The following is a 20,987-nucleotide window of genomic DNA, read 5'->3' as shown; positions in this document are numbered from 1 at the left end:
AAGTCCAACACGCGGATAATGATCCGTACGAACTTTGTCCTGGTAGTTTTGTAGGAAACCTACAGTCTACGTTTCGGGCATATTACGTGAGAGCTCGCCATGTCGCCGCGCTCTCCGCGAGCCGCCCCAGGATCAGTCCCACCTGGAGGGTGAAGGCGGAGCGGCCCTCGGTGGGCTGGTATCCCGTCAGTTCGGTGATCTTCTTGAGCCGGTACCTGACCGTGTTCGGGTGCACGAACAGCAGCCGCGCGGTGGCCTCCAGCGAGGTGCCCTGCTCCAGGTAGGTCGCCAGCGTGTCGAGCAGCGGCGTGCCCGCCAGGGGCTCGTAGACGTTCTCCACGAGCTGGTGGCGTGCGTCGGAGTCGCCGTCGAGGGCCCGCTCGGCCAGCAGGTCCTCGGCGTGGACCGGGCGGGGGGCGTCGGGCCAGCCGCTGGAGGCCTTCAGCCCGGCGATCGCCGCCCTGGCGCTGCGTGTGGCGGCGTGCAGGTCGGGCACCTCGGGGCCGATGACGATGGGCCCCGGCCCGAACTGGCGCACCACGTGCTTGGCGGCCTCGCGCTCGCCGCTCGCACCGCCGACGATCACGATCAGCCGGTCGGCCTGCACGCCCGCGAGCAGGTCGAGGCCGATGCGGCGGCCGCGCTCGCGGAACGCGTCGATCACCGCGCGCGGGTCGTCGTCGGGCGCCTGCCCGGCGATCACCACGACGGGGGAGGAGGTCCAGCCCAGCGCCGCCGCCCAGGAGTGCAGCCCGTCGTCGACCTCGCCGCGCACCAGCGCGTCGACGATCAGCGCTTCGAGCCGGGCGTCCCATGCCCCGCGCACCTCCGCCTCGCGGGCGTAGACGTGCGCGGCGGCGAAGGCGACGTCGCGGGTGTAGCGGAGCATCGCCTGCTCCAGCTGCACCCGGCCGTCGGGCGCGGCCAGCTCCTCGACCTGCGCCTCGACGACCTCCACGATCATGCGGATGATGTCGACGGTCTGCTGGAGCGAGATCGAGCGCTTCAGCTCGCGCGGAGCCGTACCGAAGAAGCCGATGCTGGGCTTGGGCCGGCCGCCGTCGTCGGCGCCCGCGTGCTGGAACCACTCCACGAAGGCGGCGATGCCCGCCTGGGCGACCAGGCCCACCCAGGAGCGGTCCTCGGCGCTGAGCGCGCGGAACCACGCCAGCTGCTCCTCCATGCGGGACATGGCGGCCGTGCCGAGCGTTCCCATGGAACGCTCGAGACGGCGGGTGGTCTCCTCGCGGATCCGGTCCATCACACCTCTAAGCCTGTCAGATGACCGCTACGGCGGTGATGAGGCCGATGGCCAGGTGCGTCGTGGCCAGCAGCCGGGTGCCGGGCTGCAGGTCGCTCTCGGTGACCAGGTCCTTGATGGAGATGCCGATGACCTTGTCGAAGACGACCATGCCGATCGTCTGCACGGCGATGCCGACCAGGCCGAAGACCGCCGTGGCGGTCAGGCCCTCGACGAGACGCCCGCCCGAGGCCCAGATGGAGGCGGCCACGATCAGGCCCACGGCGGCCAGGCCGCTGGTGGTGAGCAGGGTGGCGTTGGGGTTGCGCTCGACCTTGATGATCTGGCTGAGCTTGCCGGGAATGGCCCAGTCGATCACGTAGAAGCCGATGATGAGCAGGATGACGCCGACGGCGGCGTAGGCGGCGATGGCTCCCGCGCCGCGCAGGAGGGTCTCAACGAGGGTCATTGTTGCTCGATTCGGTGTGGCACGAAGGAAGAGGTGTCGTCGGTGATCAAACCACTGGTCTCGCGGATGCCCAAGCCCGCGGACTCGTCGGCCACCATCCAGGCTCCGAGCACCGGCCGCTGACCCCCGAAGTCGGGCAGGGCTTCGAATGCCTGGAACACGTGGCCTTCCGCGCCGTAGGACCCGCCGGTCTCCTGGCTGCCGTGGGGGGTCACGATACGCATCGAGGCGCCCTCCCGGCCGAGCAGTGGTTTGCTGATGTAGGAGGACATGTCGCGCGGCCCGTCGAGGTAGGCGGGCAGCAGGTTCGGGTGCCCGGGATAGAGCTCCCACAGCAGCGCCAGCAGCGCCTTGTTCGACAGCAGCGTCTTCCACAGCGGCTCGATCCACGTGGTCGAGGCCGCGTGCCGTACGGCATGGCCGCCGAAGGCGTCGTTCAGCATCCACTCCCAGGGGTAGAGCTTGAACGCCGACCTGATGATCCGGCCCTCCAGGTCGATGAAACGCCGGTTGCCGGCGTCCCAGCCGATGTCCTCCATGGCGATCTCCATCGTGTAGAGACCGGCCTGGGAGGCGGTGTCCTGAAGGTAGGCGATGGTCATCGCCTCCTCGCCCGTGCGGTCCATGGACGTCCAGGCGAAGTGGGTGGGTCCCGTGGGCAGGACGAGTTCGCCCCACCGCGCGATCAGCCGCTCGTGGATGGAGTTCCACTGGTCGTCGCCGGGGAAGACGTCCTGCAGCCAGAACCACTGCACCACCGACGCCTCCAGCAGGCTCGTCGGGGTGTCGGCGTTGTACTCCAGCAGCTTGGCCGGACCCGTGCCGTCGTAGCGCAGGTCGAAGCGGCCGTAGACGTGCGGGTCACGCCGTTGCCAGCTCATGGCGATCTCGTGCCAGGCCCACTCGGGGATGGCGAAGTCTCTGAAGCGGTTGTGCTTGACGACGTGTTCGACCGTCTCCAGGCACATCCGGTGGAGCTCCTCCACCTGCGCCTCGATCGACTCGACCTCGTCGAGCGAGAAACCGTAGTGCACGGACTCGTCCCAGTACGGCCTGGACAGGCCGCTCGGGTGTGCCGCGCGGTGGTAGGCCAGTCCCTGGTTCTCGATGATCTCTTCCCAGCCGTCGCGCGGCCGGGAGTCGTGCCTTCTCAACTGCCGCTGCTCCCGCGCCCGCCGAAACCGCCGCGCTGGATCGACTTGGCGCCGCTGCGGCTGGTGATGTTGACGTTGGAGGGGCGGATCGTGCTCCCCCTGTGGACGCGCGCGCCGACGCGGGTGCCGGCGTAGTACCAGAGGAACGCGCTGCCGCCGCCGCCCGAGCGGTAGGTCGTGTTGTCGCAGTAGTCGTCGTCGACCACGGCGTACGAGCCGTCGGGCAGCTGGGTGGTGGTGTCGACGCAGTCGGCTACGACGTCGTCGTCGTCCATCTGGGCGGCGCAATAACCGATCATGAGGACGCCCACCGCGCCCACGATGGTCAGCGTGATCGCCTTGGACGCTTTACTTTTCGGCGGTTTCGCCGGAGTGGCTGGTTTCATCGAGCTCCAATTCGCACTTGTCACCTTATCAACGCTTTAGGTCCCTGCTTGGTGCCCAGTTTCTGAGGGCAGTATTGGCTCAATGGAGCCTGTTCAAGCGCTGAACGACATCGCTTTCCTGCTGGAGCGCGCGGGAGAGCCGACCTTCCGCGTGCGCGCCTTCCGCCGCGCCGCCGCCGTGGTCGGCGACCTCGACCACGACGAGCTCGTACGGCTGGCGTCGACGGGCGAGCTCGCCTCGCTCCCCGGCATCGGCAAGGTGACGGCGCTTGCGGTCACCGAGGCGCTCGCCGGGCAGGTCCCGACGTACCTGCGCCGGTTGCAGGCCACCGAGGGCACCGATCTGCCCGCCGCCGCGGCCGACCTGCGCGCCGCGCTCAAGGGCGACCTGCACAGCCACTCCGACTGGTCCGACGGAGGTTCGCCCATCGCCGAGATGGCCGGGGCGGCCAGGGCGCTCGGTCACTCCTACCTGGCGCTGACCGACCACTCGCCCCGGCTGGCCGTGGCCAACGGGCTGTCGGCCGCCCGGCTGCGCCGCCAGCTCGACGAGGTGGCCGCGCTCAACGACAAGCTGGCGCCGTTCCGCATCCTCACCGGGATCGAGGTCGACATCATGCCCGACGGCACCCTCGACCAGGACCCCCACCTGCTCGCCTCGCTGGACGTCGTCGTCGCCAGCGTGCACTCCAAGCTGCGGATGAACCGCTACGAGATGACCAAGCGGATGGTCACCGCCATCGCCAACCCGCTGGTCGACGTGCTGGGCCACTGCACGGGGCGCATCGTCAGGGCGGGCGGGCGGCGCGGCGGGATCAGGCCGGAGTCGGAGTTCGACGCCGAGCTGGTCTTCGAGGCCTGCCGCAGGTTCGGGGTGGCCGTGGAGATCAACTCGCGGCCGGACCGTCAGGACCCTCCGAAGCGGCTGATGCGGCTGGCCTACGAGATGGAGTGCGTCTTCTCCATCGACTCCGACGCGCACGCGCCGGGGCAGCTCGACTGGCAGCGGTTCGGGTGCGAGCGGGCGGCGCTGGCCGGTGTCGAGGCGGAGCGGGTGATCAACACCTGGCCGCTGGAGCGGCTCCTGGAGTGGCGGACGACCTAACCGTCGCGCTGCATCTCCCTATTCGTCGGGATACCTGGCTTTCCGGATCGGCGAGATTGTCGGTGGCGCCACGTACCGTCACGGTTGTGAACCGTACCGACCGGCTCTACGCGCTCGTCGAAGACCTGCGCGCGATCGCCCCGCGCCGCCGCTCCGCCCGCGAGCTGGCCGAGCGCTACGAGGTGAGCGTCCGGACCATCGAGCGCGACATCATCGCGCTGCAGGAGTCCGGCGTGCCGATCTACGCCGAGCCCGGACGCAAGGGCGGTTACACCCTCGACAAGGCCATGTCGCTGCCGCCGCTCAACTTCACGCCCGCCGAGGCCGTGGCCATCGCCCTGGCGCTCAGCCGCGCGGGCGACCAGCCGTTCGCCAAGCAGGCGCGCACCGCGCTGCGCAAGGTGGTGGCGGCGATGCCGGGCCGCGAGGGGGAGCTGGCCCGCGAGCTCGCGCGCCGGGTGCAGGTGATGGCGCCGGTCGAGCAGCCCGAGGAGATCCGCCCGCTGGGCCCCGCCGGAGTCTCCCGCTCGATCGAGGACGCCCTGCAGCGGCGCAAGGTGCTCAAGCTCGAATACGCCGACCGCAAGGGCATGCTGACCGTGCGCGACGTGGAGCCCGGCGTCTTCCTCGGCGGTCGCGGCGGCTTCTGGTACTTAGTGGCCTGGTGCCGACTGCGCGACGACGTGCGCGTCTTCCGCCTCGACCGCATCCTGAGCGCCCTGGTCACCGCCGAGCGCGCGCCCGACCGTCCCCTGGAGGGCTACGTCGCCGACGTCCCCGAGATGATCGTCCAGGGCGCGATTCTCGATTAGTCAATCGAAAACACCGACATAGTGTTGTCGCCATCCCGCCATATCGTTCTTGTGTTCGAGAAGGAGAGGATGCAGGTGGACAACACTGTCACGTGGTTCGAGGTCGCGACCGACGACCCCGAGGGCGCCGAGCGGTTCTACGGCGGCCTGTTCGGATGGCGCTTCGGGGCTCGCTTCGAGGGAGAGCAGCTCGACTACCGCCGGATCGGCTACTCCGGCTCCGACGACGACGTCGGCGGGCTGTTCAACACCAACGGCGACCTCCCCTCGCACGCGGTGTTCCACGTGCAGGTCGCCGATGTGACCCGGTCCTGCGAGCAGGCCGAGTCACTGGGCGGGAAGGTCGTCTTCTCCAGCGTCGGAGAGGGCCCCACCGACTTCGCCTACATCCGTGACACGTCGGGCAGCCTTTTCGGGATCTTCCACGGCAAGGCGGTCTGACGTCATGGCGGGGGCTCCCCCTCGGCCGCAGCCTTCCCCTGCGGCCCCGACACGGGGGGTGAACCCGCCGCTTCGCCCGGGGCTCGCCGCCGACCGCCGAGCGGCGGCGCGCCCGGGGTTTCACAGGGCTGTCGTGGTGATCCAGCGCTCCAGCAGCTCACGGTCTCCGAAAACGGTGAGCGTGTCGGGCGAGCGCCTGCCGTACACCACCAGGAGCAGGTCCGACACCGGCCCGCGCAGGGCCGCGTCGCCCTTGCCGTGGCCGCGCGACCACGCGTAGCCCGCCGGGGGCAGGGTGACGAGCCACTCGCCCTCCACATCGGTCGCGTGCAGGTGCACCACCTCGCCCGAGGAGGTCAGCCGCTCCAGCCGGGGCGCGATGCTGCGCGCGTGGGGCAGGTTGGCGAAAAACTCGTCGATGCCGTCGACGGCGTGCGCGGGATCGAACTCCGGCGACAGCCCGAGCGCGATCTCCAGATCGGCCCGGTGGATCATCGTCTCGTGCAGCATGCGGCGCGGCCAGAAGCGCTGGTGCCGGTCCTCGCCCCAGGCCCACACCGGGGCGTCGGGATCGGCCTGCCCGAGCGCGGCGAGCAGCTCCCGAGCGCCCGACCCGAGCCATTCCACCAGGTCGTCGGAGGGCGACGGCTCCGTGACGACCTGCCGGTACGGCACGCGCTCGGTGGCGCCCGTGGCGACGATGTGCGTGACCCAGCGGTGAGTGCCGCCGAGGTGCACGATCAGGTCGCGGATCGTCCAGCCGGGACAGGTCGGCACCTGGGTCTCGGCATCGGCCCCCGCCAGGAGCCGCGAGACCGCGGCGACCTCTGCTTCGACCGCTTCAAGGTAGTTCGTCACGCCGCAGAGCCTAGCGGCGCGGTGCTGGTGGCCCTGGCCGGTCAACCCCAGCCCGCCGCACCCTTCGACGTCACGCGGGACAGCTCGTGCCCGCCGCCGGAACCTTGCCGTCCAGAAGGTAGGCGTTGACCGCCGAGCGCACACACTCGTCGCCCGACACGTACGCCCCGTGGCCCTCGCCCTCGTAGGTCAGCAGCACCGCGGTCTTGAGCTGGGCGGTCAGCTTGGGACCCCACTCGTACGGCGTGGCCGGGTCGCCCTTGCCTGCCACCACGAGGATCGGCCCCGACCCGGTCGCGTCCACATGCCTGGCCTGGTCGCTGCCGGGAACCGGCCACACGGAGCAGATCGCGCCCGCCCCCGCCCCGCCGAACAACGGCGAGATCTTCAGCGCCGCCTCCTCGGTCCGCAGCAGCGTGGCCGCGTCGGGACGCTCGGCGCTGTCGACACAGGTGATCGCCGGGAAGCTCGACATCTGGGTGTTGTAGGAGCCGTCCTCCTGCCGCCCGATGTAGCTGTCGGCCAGGTACAGCAGCGCGGAACCGTCGCCGTCCATCGCCATCTTCAGCGCCTCCTCCAGCAGCGGCCAGCTGTACTCGGAGTAGAGGGCGGCGGCGACGCCGGTGGCGGCCAGTCCCTGCGTGAGCTTCCTGCCGTCCACGGTCAGCGGCTGGGTGATCAGCTTCTCCATCAGGGCCTCGACCTTGCGGTTGGCGACCTTGGCGGTGGCGCCGAGCTCGCAACCCTGCTTGACGCAGTCGGCCAGGAAGCTCTCGTAGGCCTTCTGGAACCCGGCGGTCTGGACGAGGGTGCGCTGTTCGAAGGAGACGGACGGGTCCAGCGGGGCGTCGAGGACCAGGCGCCCGGACAGCTCCGGGAAGAGCGTGGCGTACACGGCGCCGAGCTGCGTGCCGTACGACATGCCGAAGTAGTTGAGCTTGGCGTCACCCAGCGCGTCGCGCAGCCGGTCCATGTCGCGGGCGGCGTTCACGGTGCCCACGTACGGCAGGACCTTGCCCGAGTCCTGCTGGCACAACGCCGCGAACTTCTTGTTGGCCGCCTCCGTCCTGGCCCGGGTCGCCGCGTCGGCGGGCAGGGTGTCGAGCGAGGTGTAGGCGTCCATGTCGGCGCCCGTGCCGCACTTCACGCCGGCGCTGCGCTCCACGCCGCGCGGGTCGAAGCTGACCAGGTCGTAGCGGGCGTTGAGCTCGCCGAAGCTCTTGGCCGCCTGGGCGAGCGTGTCGACGCCCGAGGCGCCGGGGCCGCCGAAGTTGAACACCAGAGAGCCGAGCCGCTGCCGCCCCGTGGCGCGCACGCGGATGATCGCCACGTCCAGCTTCTCACCGTCGGGCTTGGCGTAGTCGAGGGGCACCGGCAACGTCGCGCACTGCTGGGCGGGGTCGGCGCTGGCCGGCGGCTGGCCGTCGGGACGGACCAGGTCCTTGCACGCCCCCCAGGAGATCGGGTCGGCGGCCCGTTCGGCTTGCGAATCACCCCCGCCGCAGGCCGGGACAATCGCGATCAGCACACAGGCTGCCAGCATTCGGCGCATGGTCTTCCCCTCTGCCAAGGGGGAAGCACTACCCACAATACGAGTGAGGCGGCGAGCACCCCTCCAGAACTCGCCGCCTCACCATTCCAAGACGAGGTGCCCACCGATCTATGACGCGATTCAGCGACCAGAATTTTGGTGCGGGTTGTAGGGCAGCTGCTGCGGGTGGTGATGGGGGTGCGAGGGCGGCTGCGGCTGCGGGTGCTGGGGGGCGTAGGGCAGCGGCCGCACGTACTGCGTGTTGTCCCAGGGACCCTGCTGCCAGCCCTGGTGCACCACCACCTGGGGCTTCCTGCGGCGCTTGAGCAGCACGACGAGCAGCACCGTCAGGCCCACGACCAGCAGCGCTCCGCCGCCCATCGCGGCCCAGACCCACATCGGCCACGGCGTCTCGTCCTTGCCCGAGGAGATGGCCATCTGGGCCTCCTGCACGTACTTGCCGACATACGGGTGGGCCGGGTGAAGGGCCTGGACCTCACGGAACTTCGGCAGGGCGGCCTGGTAGTGGCGGTTGAAGAAGTCGTTGAGCGCCTCGCCGTACTTGGTGGTGGTGATCGACGCGGACGGGCTGACGTTCTTCTCGTTGAGCTTCTCCTTGATCACGCTGACCGGCAGCACGAAGCTCTCGCTCTCGGAGGCGGCGCCGGTGGCGTCGACCGTCCCGGCGATCAGCATGCCGATGACCTTGCCGCTCGCGGAGAAGACCGGCCCGCCGGAGTTGCCGTGGTAGGAGGGCGCCTGCGTCTGGATGTACGGCACGCCGGACTTGGTGCTGCGCAGGGCGTTGTAGGGGCCCTCGGTCAGCGCCGGCTCCAGGCGCGACTCCAGGCTGAGGAAGTCCAGGTTGGTGACCAGGCCGGGGAAGCCGCTGATGTACAGGGTGTCGCCGGTGCGCACGTCCGCGTCCTCGCCCAGCGGTACCGTCGGCAGGTTCTGCAGCCCGTTGACCTTCAGCAGCGCGAAGTCCTTGCCCGGGTAGTTCTCGCCCACCGAGACCAGCTCGGCGGGGACCAGCTTGGCGCTCTTGTCGACGCCGCCGCCCGGCAGCGTCTGCACCACGTTCAGGCTCTGCTGCAGCCCGGTGATCTCCAGGTGGTTGCTGTTGAAGGTGGCGAACAGCTGCTGCGCCAGCGCCAGCGTCTCGGCGTCGCCGCTCTTGCCGAGGGCGCCGATGACCTCCTTGGCGTCCTCCTCGTTGAACTTCCTGAGCGCCTGCGTGGAGAAGGCCGCCGCCAGGTCCTGGTCGCTCATCTGCACGCAGTGCGCGCCGGTGACCATGTAGCCGTCGGGCGTCACCCACCAGCCCGTGCAGGCGCCGCCGGCCTCGCCGTCCACGCTGCGGTACGGCAGGACGGCCTCGAGGTAGGTCTCGGGGTCGGCGGCCATGCGCTCGAACATCCACTTCAGGATGGTGCGCTCGTCGGTGGCGATCTTGCCGGCGATCGCTTCCGCGGAGGCCTGCTCGGCCAGGCTGCTGAGGGCGTTCTGCTTGATCTGCGCCGAGGGGATGGTCACCTTGGCGGTGTAGTCGAGCATGGTCAGCAGGACCGCGGGATGCGTCTGGGCGGCGATGCGGGTGCCGACCGGGACCGGCGGCTGATCGTCGGCGAGCGCGGCAGGGCCGGTGACCAGCAAGCCGGCCACAATGAGGGGGAGAAATCGCTTCACGTCACTCACCATCCCGAATGTCACTTGGCGATGGCTTGTGACGGTCTTGTGAACGCGAAAGGGGCGGCCCGCCCAGCGGACCGCCCCTTCAGCGGAAGGTCAGACGCCCATGGACTCGGCGTCGTTGCTCTCGGCGCCACCTGCTTCGGTGACACCGTTCTTCAGGTGGTACTTGGCGATGGCCTCCTGCAGCACCTTCGCGTCGAGCTCGCCCCGCTTGACCAGCTGCGTGAGCACCGCCAGCGTGATCGACGCGGCGTCGACGTGGAAGTGGCGGCGCAGCGCCGAGCGGGTGTCGGACAGGCCGAACCCGTCGGTGCCCAGCGCGCTCCAGTCACCCGGCACCCACTGCGCGATCTGGTCCTGCACGGCCCGCATGTAGTCGCTGACGCCCACGAACGGCCCACCGGCCTCCGAGAGAGCCTGCGTGACGTACGGCACCCGCTGCTCGGACTCGGGGTTGAGCAGGTTGTGCTCCTCGCACGCGAGAGCCTCCCTGCGCAGCTCCGACCACGAGGTGGCCGACCACAGGTCCGCCGACACGCCCCAGTCCTCGGCGAGCAGGCGCTGGGCCTCGACGGCCCAGGGACCGGCCACGCCGGAGGACAGGATGTTGGCCTTGGGGCCCGGCCTGTCGTTCTTGCTGAACAGGTACAGACCCTTCAGCAGGCCCTCGACGTCGATCCCGGCGGGCTCGGCCGGCTGGACGTACGGCTCGTTGTAGACGGTCAGGTAGTAGAAGACGTTCTCCGGCTGCTCGCCGTACATCCTCCGCAGGCCGTCCTTGACGATGTAGGCCGTCTCCCAGGCCCAGCTCGGGTCGTAGCTGACCGCGGCCGGGTTGGTGGAGGCGATGAGCGGCGTGTGGCCGTCTTCGTGCTGCAGGCCCTCGCCGTTCAGGGTGGTACGGCCGGCGGTGGCGCCCAGCAGGAAGCCGCGCGTCATCTGGTCGGCGGCCTGCCACATCTGGTCGCCGGTGCGCTGCCAGCCGAACATCGAGTAGAAGATGTAGATCGGGATCATGTGCTCGCCGTGCGTCGCGTACGACGAGCCCACGGCGGTGTACGACGCCATCGAACCGGCCTCGTTGATGCCCTCGTGCAGGATCTGGCCCTGCTCGCTCTCCTTGTAGGACAGCAGCAGCTCCCGGTCGACGGCCTCGTAGGTCTGGCCGTGCGGGTTGTAGATCTTGGCGCTCGGGAACATCGCGTCCATGCCGAACGTGCGCGCCTCGTCGGGGATGATCGGCACGATGCGGTGGCCGATCTCCTTGTCGCGCATGAGGTCCTTGAGCAGGCGGACGAAGGCCATCGTGGTGGCCACCGACTGCTTGCCCGAGCCCTTGGAGAACTGCTTGTAGACGTCGTCGCCGGGGAGCTTGAGCGCCTTGGCGCGCACGACGCGCTTGGGCAGCACGCCGCCCAGAGCCGCGCGGCGCTCCTTCATGTAGGCGATCTCCTCGTCGTTCTCACCGGGGTGGAAGTACGGGGGCAGGTCGCCTTCGAGCGCGGAGTCGGGGATCGGCAGGTAGAGCCGGTCGCGGAACTCCTTGAGCTCGGCCTTCGACATCTTCTTCATCTGGTGCGTGGCGTTACGCGCCTCGAAGTCCTTGCCGAGGGTCCAGCCCTTGATGGTCTGGGCCAGGATGACGGTCGGCTGGCCGACGTGCTCGCGGGCCGCCTTGAAGGCCGCGAACACCTTGCGGTAGTCGTGGCCGCCGCGGCTGAGCTTGCGGATGTCGTCGTCGGTCAGGTGCTCGGCCATCTTGCGCAGGCGCGGGTCGGAGCCGAAGAAGTTCTCGCGGATGTAGCCGCCGGACTCGACGCTGTAGGTCTGGAACTGGCCGTCGGGCGTGGTGTTCATCTGGTTGACGAGCACGCCGTCGACGTCGGCCGCCAGCAGCGGATCCCACTCGCGGCCCCAGACGACCTTGATGACGTTCCAGCCGGCGCCGCGGAAGTACGACTCCAGCTCCTGGATGATCTTGCCGTTGCCGCGCACCGGGCCGTCGAGCCGCTGCAGGTTGCAGTTGATGACGAAGGTGAGGTTGTCGAGCTCCTCGCGGGCGGCGATGCCGATCGCGCCGAGCGACTCGGGCTCGTCCATCTCGCCGTCGCCCAGGAACGCCCAGACGTGGCTGCGGCTGGTGTCCTTGATCTTGCGGTTGAGCAGGTAGCGGTTGAACCGCGCCTGGTAGATCGCGCCGATCGGGCCCAGGCCCATGGAGACGGTCGGGAACTCCCAGAAGTCGGGCATGAGCCGCGGGTGGGGGTAGCTGGGCAGGCCGTGGAAGCCGTGGCTCAGCTCCTGGCGGAAGGCGTCGAGCTGCGCCTCGTTGAGGCGACCCTCCAGGAAGGCGCGGGCGTAGATGCCGGGGGCGGCGTGGCCCTGGAAGAAGACCTGGTCGCCCGACTCTCCGTGGTCCTTGCCGCGGAAGAAGTGGTTGAAGCCCACTTCGTACAGGGAGGCGGCGGAGGCGTAGGTGGCGATGTGGCCGCCCACGTTGGTGCGGGCGTTGGCCCGGGAGACCATGACGGCGGCGTTCCACCTGATGTAGGCGCGGATGCGCCGTTCCACGTGCTCGTCGCCGGGGAACCAGGGTTCGCGCTCCGGCGGGATCGTGTTGATGTAGTCGGTGCTGCGCAGTCCGGGCACGCCGACCTGGTGCTCACGGGCCCTCTCCAGGAGGCGGAGCATGAGATAGCGGGCGCGGGTCCGGCCCTCCGTCTTCACGACGTTGTCGAGCGACTCGAGCCACTCGTTGGTCTCGCTGGGGTCGACATCAGGCAGCTGGCTGGGTAGGCCGTCGCTGATGATCGAGAAACGCTGGCGTCCGGAAGCCACTGGGTCTCGCCTTCCGAGGTGGACTGATGTCTGTCGTGTGGGTCGTCTTCCATCCTTACCGCTGGCTGCGGAAAGTGCATCTCTACCGGCGAGTAACCGCTGGTGATGCGCCTGAGGTGGCCTAGACCACCGATGGTAGGACGAATCCCCGCAAAGGTTACACGCAGGGCGTCATTTAACAAGACCGGAAAACGAACGAAATTTCTGTCATACCGCTTACCTTCCCCTGGCGGGGAGTGGGAGAACACCCCTGCGGCGCGAATGTGACCCAGCCTAGGGGTAGGACACCCCAAGGTTTCTGCCAGGTGGGTCTTTCCGCGCGGCGCGTGCCGTACCAATGTGGTTTCTATGAACGCGACGGTGGGAGACCGGCTCCTGGTCCACGGACACGTCGTAGGACAGAGGAACCGGTCGGGAGAGATCATCGAGATCCGCGGGCCCGACGGCGGCCCGCCGTACCTGGTCAGATTCGACGACGGGCATACCGGCCTGGTCTATCCCGGTCCGGACGCGGTCATCGAGCCCCGGTAAGATTGTCCAGGTGAGATCTGAGGTCATCAGCGTGACCACGGGGTCGCGCGAGACCGTGCACGACATCACGCACCAGTGCGAACAGTTCGTGCGCGACCAGGGCGACGGCCTGCTGCACGTCTTCGTGCCGCATGCCACCGCCGGCGTGGCGCTGATCGAACTCGGGGCCGGCAGCGACGACGACCTGCTGTCCGCCCTCGACCACCTGCTGCCCGTCGGCTTCGACTGGCGCCACCGCCACGGTTCACCAGGGCACGGCAGGTCGCACGTCATGCCCGGGCTGATTCCGCCCTACGCCACCGTTCCCGTGCTGCGCGGGCGGCTCGCGCTGGGCACCTGGCAGTCCATCGCCCTCGTCGACCTGAACGTCGACAACCAGACACGTGAGGTCAGGTTGTCGTTCATCGGCGGTTGACCGTTGACGACTGAGGGTCACAGCGTGTGGACTGTCCCGAAGCGATAACCGCATACCAGGAGGGATACAAGTGAGCGCGACCGCGGGTCAGGCGCAGGGCGAGCGCGGCCTGGCCGAACGACTCGGACTCAAGCCGGGTCAGGTGGTGCAGGAGATCGGTTGGGACGATGACGTCGACGAGAACCTTCGGGCGGCCATCGAGGACCTGACCGGCAACGAGCTGCTCGACGAGGACACCGACGACGTCGTCGACGTGGTGCTGCTGTGGTGGCGCGACGGTGACGGCGATCTGTTCGACGTACTCAGCGGCGATGCCATGCGCGGCCTCGCAGAGGGCGGCCATATCTGGCTGCTGACTCCCAAGGCCGGACGCGACGGACACGTGGAGCCGAGCGACATCGGGGAGGACGCCGCCACCGCGGGTCTCTCCCAGACCAGCAGCATCTCAGCCGCACCCGACTGGTCGGGAACCAGACTGGCACCGCCCAAGGGGCGACGCTGACTCTCTCGTTGGGAGACCTCGCTCCGGACTTCGAGCTGAAGGACCAGCACGGCACGCCCACCAGGCTGTCGGACCACCGAGGCACGCGCGTCGTGCTGGTCTTCTTCCCGCTCGCGTTCAGCGGCATCTGTTTCAGCGAGCTCTCCGCGCTCGCCTCCACCGCCTTTCCTGACGACGTCAGGATCCTGGGCGTCTCAGTGGACTCGATGTTCACCTTGCGTGCCTGGTCGGACCAAGAGGACTTTGCCTTCCCTCTTCTCTCCGATTTCTGGCCACATGGACAGGTCGCACAGGCGTACGGTGTTTTCGATGAGGAGAAGGGGGTTGCCCGTCGGGGCACCTTCATCATCGACGGCGGCGGCGCCATCGTGTGGTCGATCGACAACCCGGTCTCCACGCCGCGTGACGTCGCCGACTATCTCAAAGCCCTGTCGTAACCGTCGTGGGGGCGCCGGCGACCGGTCCTCGTGATCACCCCGCCCGGCGCCGTCGCACACCCGTCCATCGATCCATCGTCTGTCGATCCGTCGTCAGTCGATCCGTCGTCTGTTGTTCGGAGGGACCCATGCCCTGCTATCGCTGCGGGGCCCGGCAGACCGACCCCGTCCGCGGAGCCTCACCCTGGCGCCGCGGGGTCTCGCACGAGGTCCTCGTGCTCATCTGCCCGGACTGCCAACGGTCGCACGACCTCGAGCTCGACACCTGCTCCTCGTGCGGCTCATTCGAGCTGATCTGCCGGCTCGGCGAGGTCGAATGCCGCTCCTGCGGGGCCGTACGGCAGGCGCGGGAGACGCGAGACCTGGTCACCACGGTCCCCGGGCTGTCCGACGAGGTGGAAGCCGCATTGAATCGGGTGCTCGGTCGCATTTCGTGACATGCGCTATCTTCTGGTGTCGTGAGTTCGTTCGTTGTCGCCCTCGACGTCGGTGGTACGTCCATGAAGGGCGGGCTGGTCAGTGACACCGGCGTCGTCCTGCTGACCGAGCGCCGCCCCACGCCCCGTGAGAACGGGCCGGAGGCCGTGGTCGAAGCCATCCGCACCTTCGTCGGCGACCTCGCCGCGTCGGGCGACGGCAGCCCCGCCGGCGTCGGCATCGCCGTGCCCGGCCTCGTCGACCCCGGCATGGCGCTCTACTCCGCCAACATCGGCTGGCGCGACGTCCCCGCGTCCGCCTTCTGCGCCCTCGACATCCCCGTCGTCCTCGGACACGACGTCCAGACCGGCGGCCTCGCCGAGAGCGTCATCGGCGCCGGACGCGGAGTCGACGACTTCCTGTTCCTCCCCATCGGCACCGGCATCGCCGGCGCCATGATCCTGCGCGGCGCCCCGTACGGCGGAGCCTCAGGCTGGGGCGGCGAGATCGGGCACATCCCCGTCTTCCCCGACGGCGAACAGTGCGCCTGCGGGCAGTTCGGCTGCCTGGAGACCTACGCCTCGGCCGCGTCCGTCGGACGCCGCTACTCACTGCGCTCCGGCCAGGAAGGCATCCGCGCCGAACAGGTCGTCGCCTCCGACGACCCCCTGGCCATCGAGGTGTGGGACGAAGCCGTCGAAGCGCTGTCGCTCGCGCTGGCGACCTACACGCTGCTGCTCGACCCGTCCGTGATCGTCCTCGGCGGCGGCCTCGCCGAGGCGGGACCCGCCCTGTTCGACCCGGTACGCACCCGCCTCGTCAAGCGGCTCGCCTTCCGCGACGCGCCACCCCTCGTCCCGGCGGCCCTCGGGGTCGACGCGGGCATGCTGGGCGCGGCGCTCCTCGGCTGGCGTGCCGCCGGACGGGGGGCCATCGGGGGGACGTGGCGGTTGGATGTGCGGTCGGGGCCGTTGGTGTCGTAAGGTGTAGTGCCGATCGGGGACGGTTAGCTCAGCGGTAGAGCATCCGCCTTACAAGCGGAGGGTCACTGGTTCGAACCCAGTACCGTCCACCTGCCAAAACGCCCCGTTTCCGATCAAGGAAACGGGGCGTGAGTGACAAACTGCGTGACTAAGGCTCCTCCGCCGCAGGGAAGATGGCATCCATCGCCCGTGCACCGTCTTGGATGACGGGCCGGATCTGGTGCCGATAGACCGTCTCCGTGACCACCGTGTTGGAGTGACCGACCAGCCGGGAGATGTCCTCGATCGGGATGTCGTGATCGGAGAGCAGCGAGACGAAGCTGTGTCGCAGCTCGCGGGGAGCCCACTCGGTTGGGTCCAACCCCGCCTTGGTGATCAGCTTCCGGAAATCGCGGCGGATGTTGTGCGCGCTGACCTGGTTGTCATCGCGCGTCGCAAAGACCAGTTCATGTTCGTCTCCCTGTGCCTGCCTGAGAGTCTTGAGGGCCTCAAGGCACCGCTTGGGGAGCGCCAGGCTACGCCGTGACTTGGGGGTCTTGGTGTCGCCCTTCTTCCGGACCGAGCGCCACACGTACAGGGCAAACTCTTCATGCTCCCAGCCTGCTTCGGCCACGGGCAGCCAGCTCTTGTGCTCCTTCACGTAAGCCACGATGTGGCTCCACTGGATCGCCCTCACCTCCTCTGTGCGCGCTCCAGAAAGTAGGGAGACCACGATGTAGGCGCGGATGCGAGGCACGGAAGTCTCAGCGACCCTCAGGACGGCTTCCGCCTGTGTGAGGGTCAGAGCCTTGGACGGGCGGCCCTCTCTGCCCTCCGGGACTTCGCACAGGTCCACGACGTTCCGCTTGACCTTGTCGCGGCGCATCGCGTTCTTGACTGAGCGGTTCAGGATGTTGTGCAGGATCTTAAGGGAGCGGGTGCCGAGTGGCTTGGTGAGGTTCTGCAGCCAGCGGTCCACGTCTTCCACCGACAGGTCGCGCAGCTTCCGCTTGCCCAGGTGAGGGATGAGATGCTTGCCTGCGTACCAGCGGTACATGTTCACCGTTCTGGCGTCGCGGCCGGGAAGTCCGTTGTCCAGCCAGTAGGTCACGGCTTCGGCAACTGTGTAGTTGGTTGGCGCGATGGCCAAGCCGTCCTCGAAGTCGCGGAGGATCTGCTTGAGCTTGGCGCCGGCCTCTGTCTTGGTCTTGCCGCTGGCGCGCTTCACGATGCGTTTGCCGTTGGGGCCGTAGCCGAGACTCGCGGTGGCGATGTAGCGCTGGCGCTTCTCATCCCAATGGATGCCGCCGTCTCCCCTGCTGCGTCGCTTGGCCATCAAGCGGCGTTCCTCGCTTCCTCTTCCAACAGGGCGATGTAGGCCCTGATGCCGTTGGCGGTGAACAGACGGGCGCGGCCCTGCTTGACGGAGGGCAAACGTCCCGTGCGGATCTGGTCGTAGATCAGGCTTCGGCTGAGCTTGAGCCGCTTCATCGCGTCCGGGACGCGATAGAGCTGGGCGTCGTCGAGCGGAGGGGTGTTCATGTGGGAGGTCGCTCCTTGGCGGTGGGATGCGGTTCTGAGGGGGGTAGCCGTACCAGCCGTACCAGCCTCGTTTCCCCAGGTCAGGCCCGAAGAGGCTTGTTTCGTGGTACGGCTCAAGCCGTACCAGGCGGCGATCTTGGTACGGCTTGAGCCGTACCAGCGTGAAAGCCTCATTGGGTCTGACCTGCAATGTTGAGGCTGGTACGGCTGGTACGGCTCCCCCTGGTGAAGTCGAGCACTTCGGCCGTCGGGACGGGCGCAGGGGCGGGACAGTAGCGTTCCCACGCGTCCAGAAAGTCGGCTCGCTGATAGCCCTTGGCCTGGCCGATCGGGGGCGGGAAGCGGATGGTGGTGGAGCGGATGTCGTACTCGCGCAAGATGGTGCCAAGGCGCATTGCGGTCAGCCCGGTGGGGCCGAAGCTGGCCCAGGGCGCCTCCAGGTTGACCTTCAGCCGGTCCAGCAGGATGGTGGTGGCCAGGGCGGTGTCGGGGCCGAAGGCGTTGCGGCAGTCGGCCAGCAGCCGGACGCGGGTGGAGGGCTGAGAGGCTTCGTCGGCTTCGGCGGTCAGGGCCAGCACGGCGGCCCGTGCCCGGTCGGGCCAGTGGCCGCCGGCGTGGTCGGCGACGGCCACGAGGGGTTCCCAGGTGTCGGCTGCGCGGTCTTCCACCGGCATGGGCGGTTCGGCTTTCTCCAGGGCGGCGAGGTCGGCGCGCAGCCACGCGGACAGCTCGCATGCCAGCTGGCGGAGGGCGGGCCGGTCGCGGCGGTGCCGATAGGGCGCCACGGTTTCGCCGGGGCCGCGCCGGCGCATCCGGATGACGACGGCCCGGTCTTCGATGGTGTCGGGCATGGCGCCGATGCCGGCGAGCGCGGCCATGGCGAAGGTGGGGATGCTCATCACGCGGTTGGTGTTGGCGTCGTAGCGCTTGGCGGGCCGGTTGCGCTGGTGCCCGGCGTTCAGCAGCCCGCGCAGGTCTTCGTGTCCGTCGGCTTTCGGGCCGAAGATGGTGTCGGCCTCGTCGACCAGCATCGTCGGGGGGTCGTCGGTGATGGAGCGGTAGACGGCGGCGGGGGTGGAGTTGACGGTGATGAACGGCTCGTGACAGGTGGACTCGACCACGTCCAGCAGCCGGGACTTGCCACAGCGCTTTTCGGGGGCGCGGATCACCAGGCGGGGGGCGTGCGCCCATGCGGGTTGGGCGTGGCTGGCGGCGATCCACAGAACCACGGCGTCGGCGGCCTCAGGGGTGGGAAGGATGACGTAGCGGGTCAGCGCGGTCAGCAGCGCATCCAACAGTGCGGCGCCGTGGCTGACGGGTTCGGGGGATGGGTCCACGTGGCGGTCTCCTGCGGGGTTGGGTGGGCTGGTCATGCGGCGACGCTGCGGGGGCGGCGGGCGCCGTTGCGCAGTCCGGAGGCGACGGTGGAACGCGTTTCCGCTCGGCTCAGGCCGGCGGCTTCCCCCTCCTGTTCAAGCAGGGTTGTCACCTCGTCCGCGTTGAGCGCGCCACCGGCCACGAGTTGACCCAGGGCGGTGGCGGCCAGGAAGAGGGTGCGGTTGCGCTCCCCGACGGGGGCGGCGGCCAGCCGGTTGAGTTCGCCGGTGATCGCAGCGTGGAGGAACGCGCCGTGCCGGTCAGCGGGCAGGGCCAGGCGGACGGGCTTGCCCGGCGTCGGGGGCGAGGTTTCAAGCTGCTTGAACAGCCACGGGGGTAGTGGGGCGGCGGGGCCGTTGTGGAGCACCTGGTAGGTGCCGATGCCGTCGGGCAGGTGCACGTGGCTGCCGGGGCCGACGACGTAGCCGCCGGCCGCGCGGGTGTCGATCAGCCAGCCCAGACCGCGGCCTTTGCCGCCTTCGGTGTTGGTGAGCCGCACGCCGTCGGGGGCGGTGAAGTACAGGTGGGTTCCACCGCGGCGGGTGCGGACGGTGAAGGTCTCGAACGGGAGGGGGTGGCCTGCGCGTTGCCACAGGACGGCCAGCACGTCCGCGCCGTCGGTGACGCCCGGCAGGTCCCAGGGGGGCGGGGGGCGAAGCCCCTCCTTTCCGGGTTTGGGGGTGTCGAGGTCGAGCACCACGAGCTGGCTGGGGCCGGTGGCGATGCCGACGTTGTACGGCGCCCGTGACCACCATCGGTGGATCAGGTTCGGGTCGGTGGTGGCGCGAGATTCCCAGGTGGTGAAGCCTCGCGGTGGCTGCTTGGCGCCCGGGGTGATGGGGAAGACGTGCCAGCCACGGGCGGCGGCGGCCAGGGCGTAGCGGATGGGGTTGTTCATACGGCCACTCCGGTCGGGCTTGCGGGTGTCGGCGCAGGGGTGAGTAGTCCCTGCTGAGTCCACAGGTCCATCAGGTCTGTTTGACCCTCAACCGGTGCCGGGCAGGAAGAGCACAACCGGCCGGCGATGCTGCCTGGTCGAGGGGTGTTCTGGCCTGTGATCTTCTGGCCCCACTTGCAGGCGGGGATTCCGGCCGCCCTGACACGCTGCTCCAGAGAGCGGATGCGGTAGGCGGTACGGGGATAAAAGAACTCGATCTCGTCCAGCTCGCCGGGCTTGGCGAAGGCACCGCACAGGCATTCGCCACTCATGTGCAGATGGGCTGACACCTGGTTCTGCGGCAGCCGGTGTGTGTGCCGGTATTCGGCCATCTGAGCGTTGGTCCAGTGCACAAGTGGTGAGCACCACACGATGCCGCCTGCCTGGTCGATCTCGGCGGCGTTGCGCATGCGGCGCTCGGACTCGCCCCAGCGCATGCCCGCCAGATACAGCACCTTGCGGGAGCGGCCGCGTGTGTCCACGATCTGAGCGCGGTTGCGCTGAAGGGGCTCGTCCTTGAGCCGCCGGTACATGACGCCGTGCCCGGCGGGGCCGGGAAAGCCCTTCCAGACCGACCGGATGCCTGCGTTCTTGCCGGTGCGGGCGATCACCTGCCCAAGCACCAGATCGTCATAGGAGTCGCGTGGGTGGAGTTCACGCAGCGGCAGGTTCCAGGTGTGGGCCACCTCGCGCACGTGCTGACGTGTTTCGTCGATGCCGATGCCGGTGTTGACGTGCACGACGGCATCGTGGGGAGAAGAGTCGAGGTAGGGGTGGGCCAGGTGCAGCAGCACTGTGGAGTCGTTGCCGCCGGAAAACAGCACCTGACGGGCCACGATGGGGTAGCGGTCGAGGGCTTCGGCGATGATGTCGTGGCTTCGGGTGATGGCTTCAGCCAGGGTGCGGGCGGGTGGTGACTGGTCTGCCTTGACGGGCTTGCGTCCGATGGTGTCGGGCATGCCGGGCAGGAGTTCAGCAGTCATGAAGCGGCGTCCCATGGTGGGCTCCTTGGCAGGGTCAGGCGACGAACAGGGCGGTGATGGGGAAGGCACCGGGGGTGGTGGCGTGGACGGGCTTACCCCAGCGGATGCGCCAGCCTGGTTCGGCCGGGCCCTGGCAGTGGGCGGGGGAAGGTGCAGCGGGCAGCCGTACGGCCCAGGTGTGCCAGACCTCGGTGAGCACCTGGGCGGCGGGAGCGGGGCCGAGCGCCTGGCTCGGCTGGACTCCGACGTCGCGGTGCAGGCGGCAGGCGGCTGCCACGAACCGTCGTGGCGGGTGGCGGCCCAGGCCGAAGACGTGTTCGCCGTCCCAGCCGAGCCAGGAGATCGGCACCCGGTA

The 20,987-nt window shown here is 69.0% G+C and carries 23 protein-coding genes and 1 tRNA gene; 10 read left to right on the top strand and 14 right to left on the bottom strand.

Annotated features, from left to right (window positions below; translation table 11 throughout):
• Positions 1 to 82: 82 nt before the first annotated feature.
• The 4 genes from HNR30_RS39990 to HNR30_RS39975 are packed head-to-tail and all read right to left on the bottom strand — an operon-like array spanning position 83 to position 3,249.
• Positions 83 to 1,261, bottom strand: a complete 1,179-nt coding sequence (locus HNR30_RS39990; RefSeq protein WP_246380161.1) for a PucR family transcriptional regulator — start codon at positions 1,259 to 1,261, stop codon at positions 83 to 85.
• 16 nt (positions 1,262 to 1,277) lie between these two features.
• Positions 1,278 to 1,709, bottom strand: coding sequence for a DUF350 domain-containing protein (locus tag HNR30_RS39985; protein WP_181615390.1), 432 nt, complete (start codon positions 1,707 to 1,709; stop codon positions 1,278 to 1,280).
• The gene (locus HNR30_RS39980) at positions 1,706 to 2,863 is read right to left on the bottom strand and encodes a glutathionylspermidine synthase family protein (protein ID WP_181615389.1); all 1,158 of its coding nucleotides are present in this window, start codon (positions 2,861 to 2,863) and stop codon (positions 1,706 to 1,708) included. The genes HNR30_RS39985 and HNR30_RS39980 overlap by 4 nt, the downstream gene beginning before the upstream one ends.
• Entirely contained in the window at positions 2,860 to 3,249 is a 390-nt protein-coding gene (locus HNR30_RS39975; protein WP_181615388.1) for a hypothetical protein, read from the bottom strand. The genes HNR30_RS39980 and HNR30_RS39975 overlap by 4 nt, the downstream gene beginning before the upstream one ends.
• A gap of 82 nt (positions 3,250 to 3,331) precedes the next feature.
• Here HNR30_RS39975 and HNR30_RS39970 point away from each other — a divergent pair, with 82 nt between their 5' ends.
• From HNR30_RS39970 to HNR30_RS39960, 3 genes are all read left to right on the top strand, one after another.
• The gene (locus tag HNR30_RS39970) at positions 3,332 to 4,354 is read left to right on the top strand and encodes a PHP domain-containing protein (RefSeq protein WP_220134550.1); all 1,023 of its coding nucleotides are present in this window, start codon (positions 3,332 to 3,334) and stop codon (positions 4,352 to 4,354) included.
• Between the two features lie 86 nt (positions 4,355 to 4,440).
• A complete protein-coding gene (locus HNR30_RS39965) occupies positions 4,441 to 5,166 on the top strand; it encodes a helix-turn-helix transcriptional regulator (RefSeq protein ID WP_181615387.1) in 726 nt (241 codons plus the stop codon).
• A gap of 75 nt (positions 5,167 to 5,241) precedes the next feature.
• Entirely contained in the window at positions 5,242 to 5,607 is a 366-nt protein-coding gene (locus HNR30_RS39960) for a VOC family protein (protein ID WP_181615386.1), read from the top strand.
• A gap of 120 nt (positions 5,608 to 5,727) precedes the next feature.
• On the opposite strand, the gene HNR30_RS39955 is transcribed toward HNR30_RS39960, so the two are convergent.
• The 4 genes from HNR30_RS39955 to aceE all read right to left on the bottom strand — a co-directional run bounded on the left by HNR30_RS39955 (position 5,728) and on the right by aceE (position 12,529).
• Positions 5,728 to 6,465, bottom strand: a complete 738-nt coding sequence (locus HNR30_RS39955) for a maleylpyruvate isomerase family mycothiol-dependent enzyme (protein WP_181615385.1) — start codon at positions 6,463 to 6,465, stop codon at positions 5,728 to 5,730.
• Positions 6,466 to 6,535: 70 nt separating this feature from the next.
• Positions 6,536 to 8,008: an alpha/beta hydrolase gene (locus tag HNR30_RS39950; protein WP_246380124.1), complete on the bottom strand. Its 1,473-nt coding sequence runs from the start codon at positions 8,006 to 8,008 to the stop codon at positions 6,536 to 6,538.
• Positions 8,009 to 8,137: 129 nt separating this feature from the next.
• A complete protein-coding gene (locus HNR30_RS39945) occupies positions 8,138 to 9,685 on the bottom strand; it encodes a S1 family peptidase (RefSeq protein ID WP_181615383.1) in 1,548 nt (515 codons plus the stop codon).
• A 99-nt stretch (positions 9,686 to 9,784) separates the two neighbouring features.
• Complete coding sequence (aceE, locus tag HNR30_RS39940) at positions 9,785 to 12,529, bottom strand: pyruvate dehydrogenase (acetyl-transferring), homodimeric type (protein WP_181615382.1); 2,745 nt, start codon at positions 12,527 to 12,529, stop codon at positions 9,785 to 9,787.
• 348 nt (positions 12,530 to 12,877) lie between these two features.
• On the opposite strand from aceE, the gene HNR30_RS39935 reads away from it, so the two are divergent.
• From HNR30_RS39935 to HNR30_RS39905, 7 genes are all read left to right on the top strand, one after another.
• Positions 12,878 to 13,060, top strand: a complete 183-nt coding sequence (locus HNR30_RS39935; protein WP_181615381.1) for a DUF1918 domain-containing protein — start codon at positions 12,878 to 12,880, stop codon at positions 13,058 to 13,060.
• 10 nt (positions 13,061 to 13,070) lie between these two features.
• Positions 13,071 to 13,475, top strand: coding sequence for a secondary thiamine-phosphate synthase enzyme YjbQ (locus HNR30_RS39930; protein WP_181615380.1), 405 nt, complete (start codon positions 13,071 to 13,073; stop codon positions 13,473 to 13,475).
• A gap of 70 nt (positions 13,476 to 13,545) precedes the next feature.
• Positions 13,546 to 13,977, top strand: coding sequence for a DUF3052 domain-containing protein (locus HNR30_RS39925; protein ID WP_181615379.1), 432 nt, complete (start codon positions 13,546 to 13,548; stop codon positions 13,975 to 13,977).
• The gene (locus tag HNR30_RS39920) at positions 13,974 to 14,414 is read left to right on the top strand and encodes a peroxiredoxin (RefSeq protein WP_181615638.1); all 441 of its coding nucleotides are present in this window, start codon (positions 13,974 to 13,976) and stop codon (positions 14,412 to 14,414) included. Before HNR30_RS39925 ends, HNR30_RS39920 begins: the two co-directional genes overlap by 4 nt.
• Before the next feature lie 128 nt (positions 14,415 to 14,542).
• A complete protein-coding gene (locus tag HNR30_RS39915) occupies positions 14,543 to 14,851 on the top strand; it encodes a hypothetical protein (protein ID WP_181615378.1) in 309 nt (102 codons plus the stop codon).
• Positions 14,852 to 14,872: 21 nt separating this feature from the next.
• Positions 14,873 to 15,814, top strand: a complete 942-nt coding sequence (locus tag HNR30_RS39910; RefSeq protein ID WP_181615377.1) for an ROK family protein — start codon at positions 14,873 to 14,875, stop codon at positions 15,812 to 15,814.
• Between the two features lie 17 nt (positions 15,815 to 15,831).
• A tRNA-Val gene (locus HNR30_RS39905) sits at positions 15,832 to 15,903 on the top strand.
• A 59-nt stretch (positions 15,904 to 15,962) separates the two neighbouring features.
• Here the strand turns inward: HNR30_RS39905 and HNR30_RS39900 are convergent.
• The 6 genes from HNR30_RS39900 to HNR30_RS39875 form a co-directional block, all read right to left on the bottom strand.
• Complete coding sequence (locus HNR30_RS39900; RefSeq protein WP_181615376.1) at positions 15,963 to 17,129, bottom strand: site-specific integrase; 1,167 nt, start codon at positions 17,127 to 17,129, stop codon at positions 15,963 to 15,965.
• Positions 17,129 to 17,335, bottom strand: a complete 207-nt coding sequence (locus HNR30_RS39895) for a helix-turn-helix domain-containing protein (RefSeq protein ID WP_181615375.1) — start codon at positions 17,333 to 17,335, stop codon at positions 17,129 to 17,131. Before HNR30_RS39895 ends, HNR30_RS39900 begins: the two co-directional genes overlap by 1 nt.
• Before the next feature lie 170 nt (positions 17,336 to 17,505).
• The gene (locus HNR30_RS39890; protein WP_181615374.1) at positions 17,506 to 18,708 is read right to left on the bottom strand and encodes a DUF3631 domain-containing protein; all 1,203 of its coding nucleotides are present in this window, start codon (positions 18,706 to 18,708) and stop codon (positions 17,506 to 17,508) included.
• Entirely contained in the window at positions 18,705 to 19,610 is a 906-nt protein-coding gene (locus HNR30_RS39885; RefSeq protein WP_181615373.1) for a bifunctional DNA primase/polymerase, read from the bottom strand. The genes HNR30_RS39890 and HNR30_RS39885 overlap by 4 nt, the downstream gene beginning before the upstream one ends.
• Positions 19,607 to 20,647: a phosphoadenosine phosphosulfate reductase family protein gene (locus tag HNR30_RS39880; protein ID WP_181615372.1), complete on the bottom strand. Its 1,041-nt coding sequence runs from the start codon at positions 20,645 to 20,647 to the stop codon at positions 19,607 to 19,609. The genes HNR30_RS39885 and HNR30_RS39880 overlap by 4 nt, the downstream gene beginning before the upstream one ends.
• 19 nt (positions 20,648 to 20,666) lie before the next feature.
• On the bottom strand, positions 20,667 to 20,981 hold the full coding sequence (locus tag HNR30_RS39875; RefSeq protein WP_181615371.1) for a hypothetical protein: 315 nt from the start codon (positions 20,979 to 20,981) through the stop codon (positions 20,667 to 20,669).
• Positions 20,982 to 20,987: the final 6 nt, after the last annotated feature.

This window comes from Nonomuraea soli, assembly GCF_013761175.1.
In the GTDB taxonomy this organism is placed as follows: domain Bacteria; phylum Actinomycetota; class Actinomycetes; order Streptosporangiales; family Streptosporangiaceae; genus Nonomuraea; species Nonomuraea soli.
This window is presented reverse-complemented; position numbering and strand designations above follow the sequence as displayed.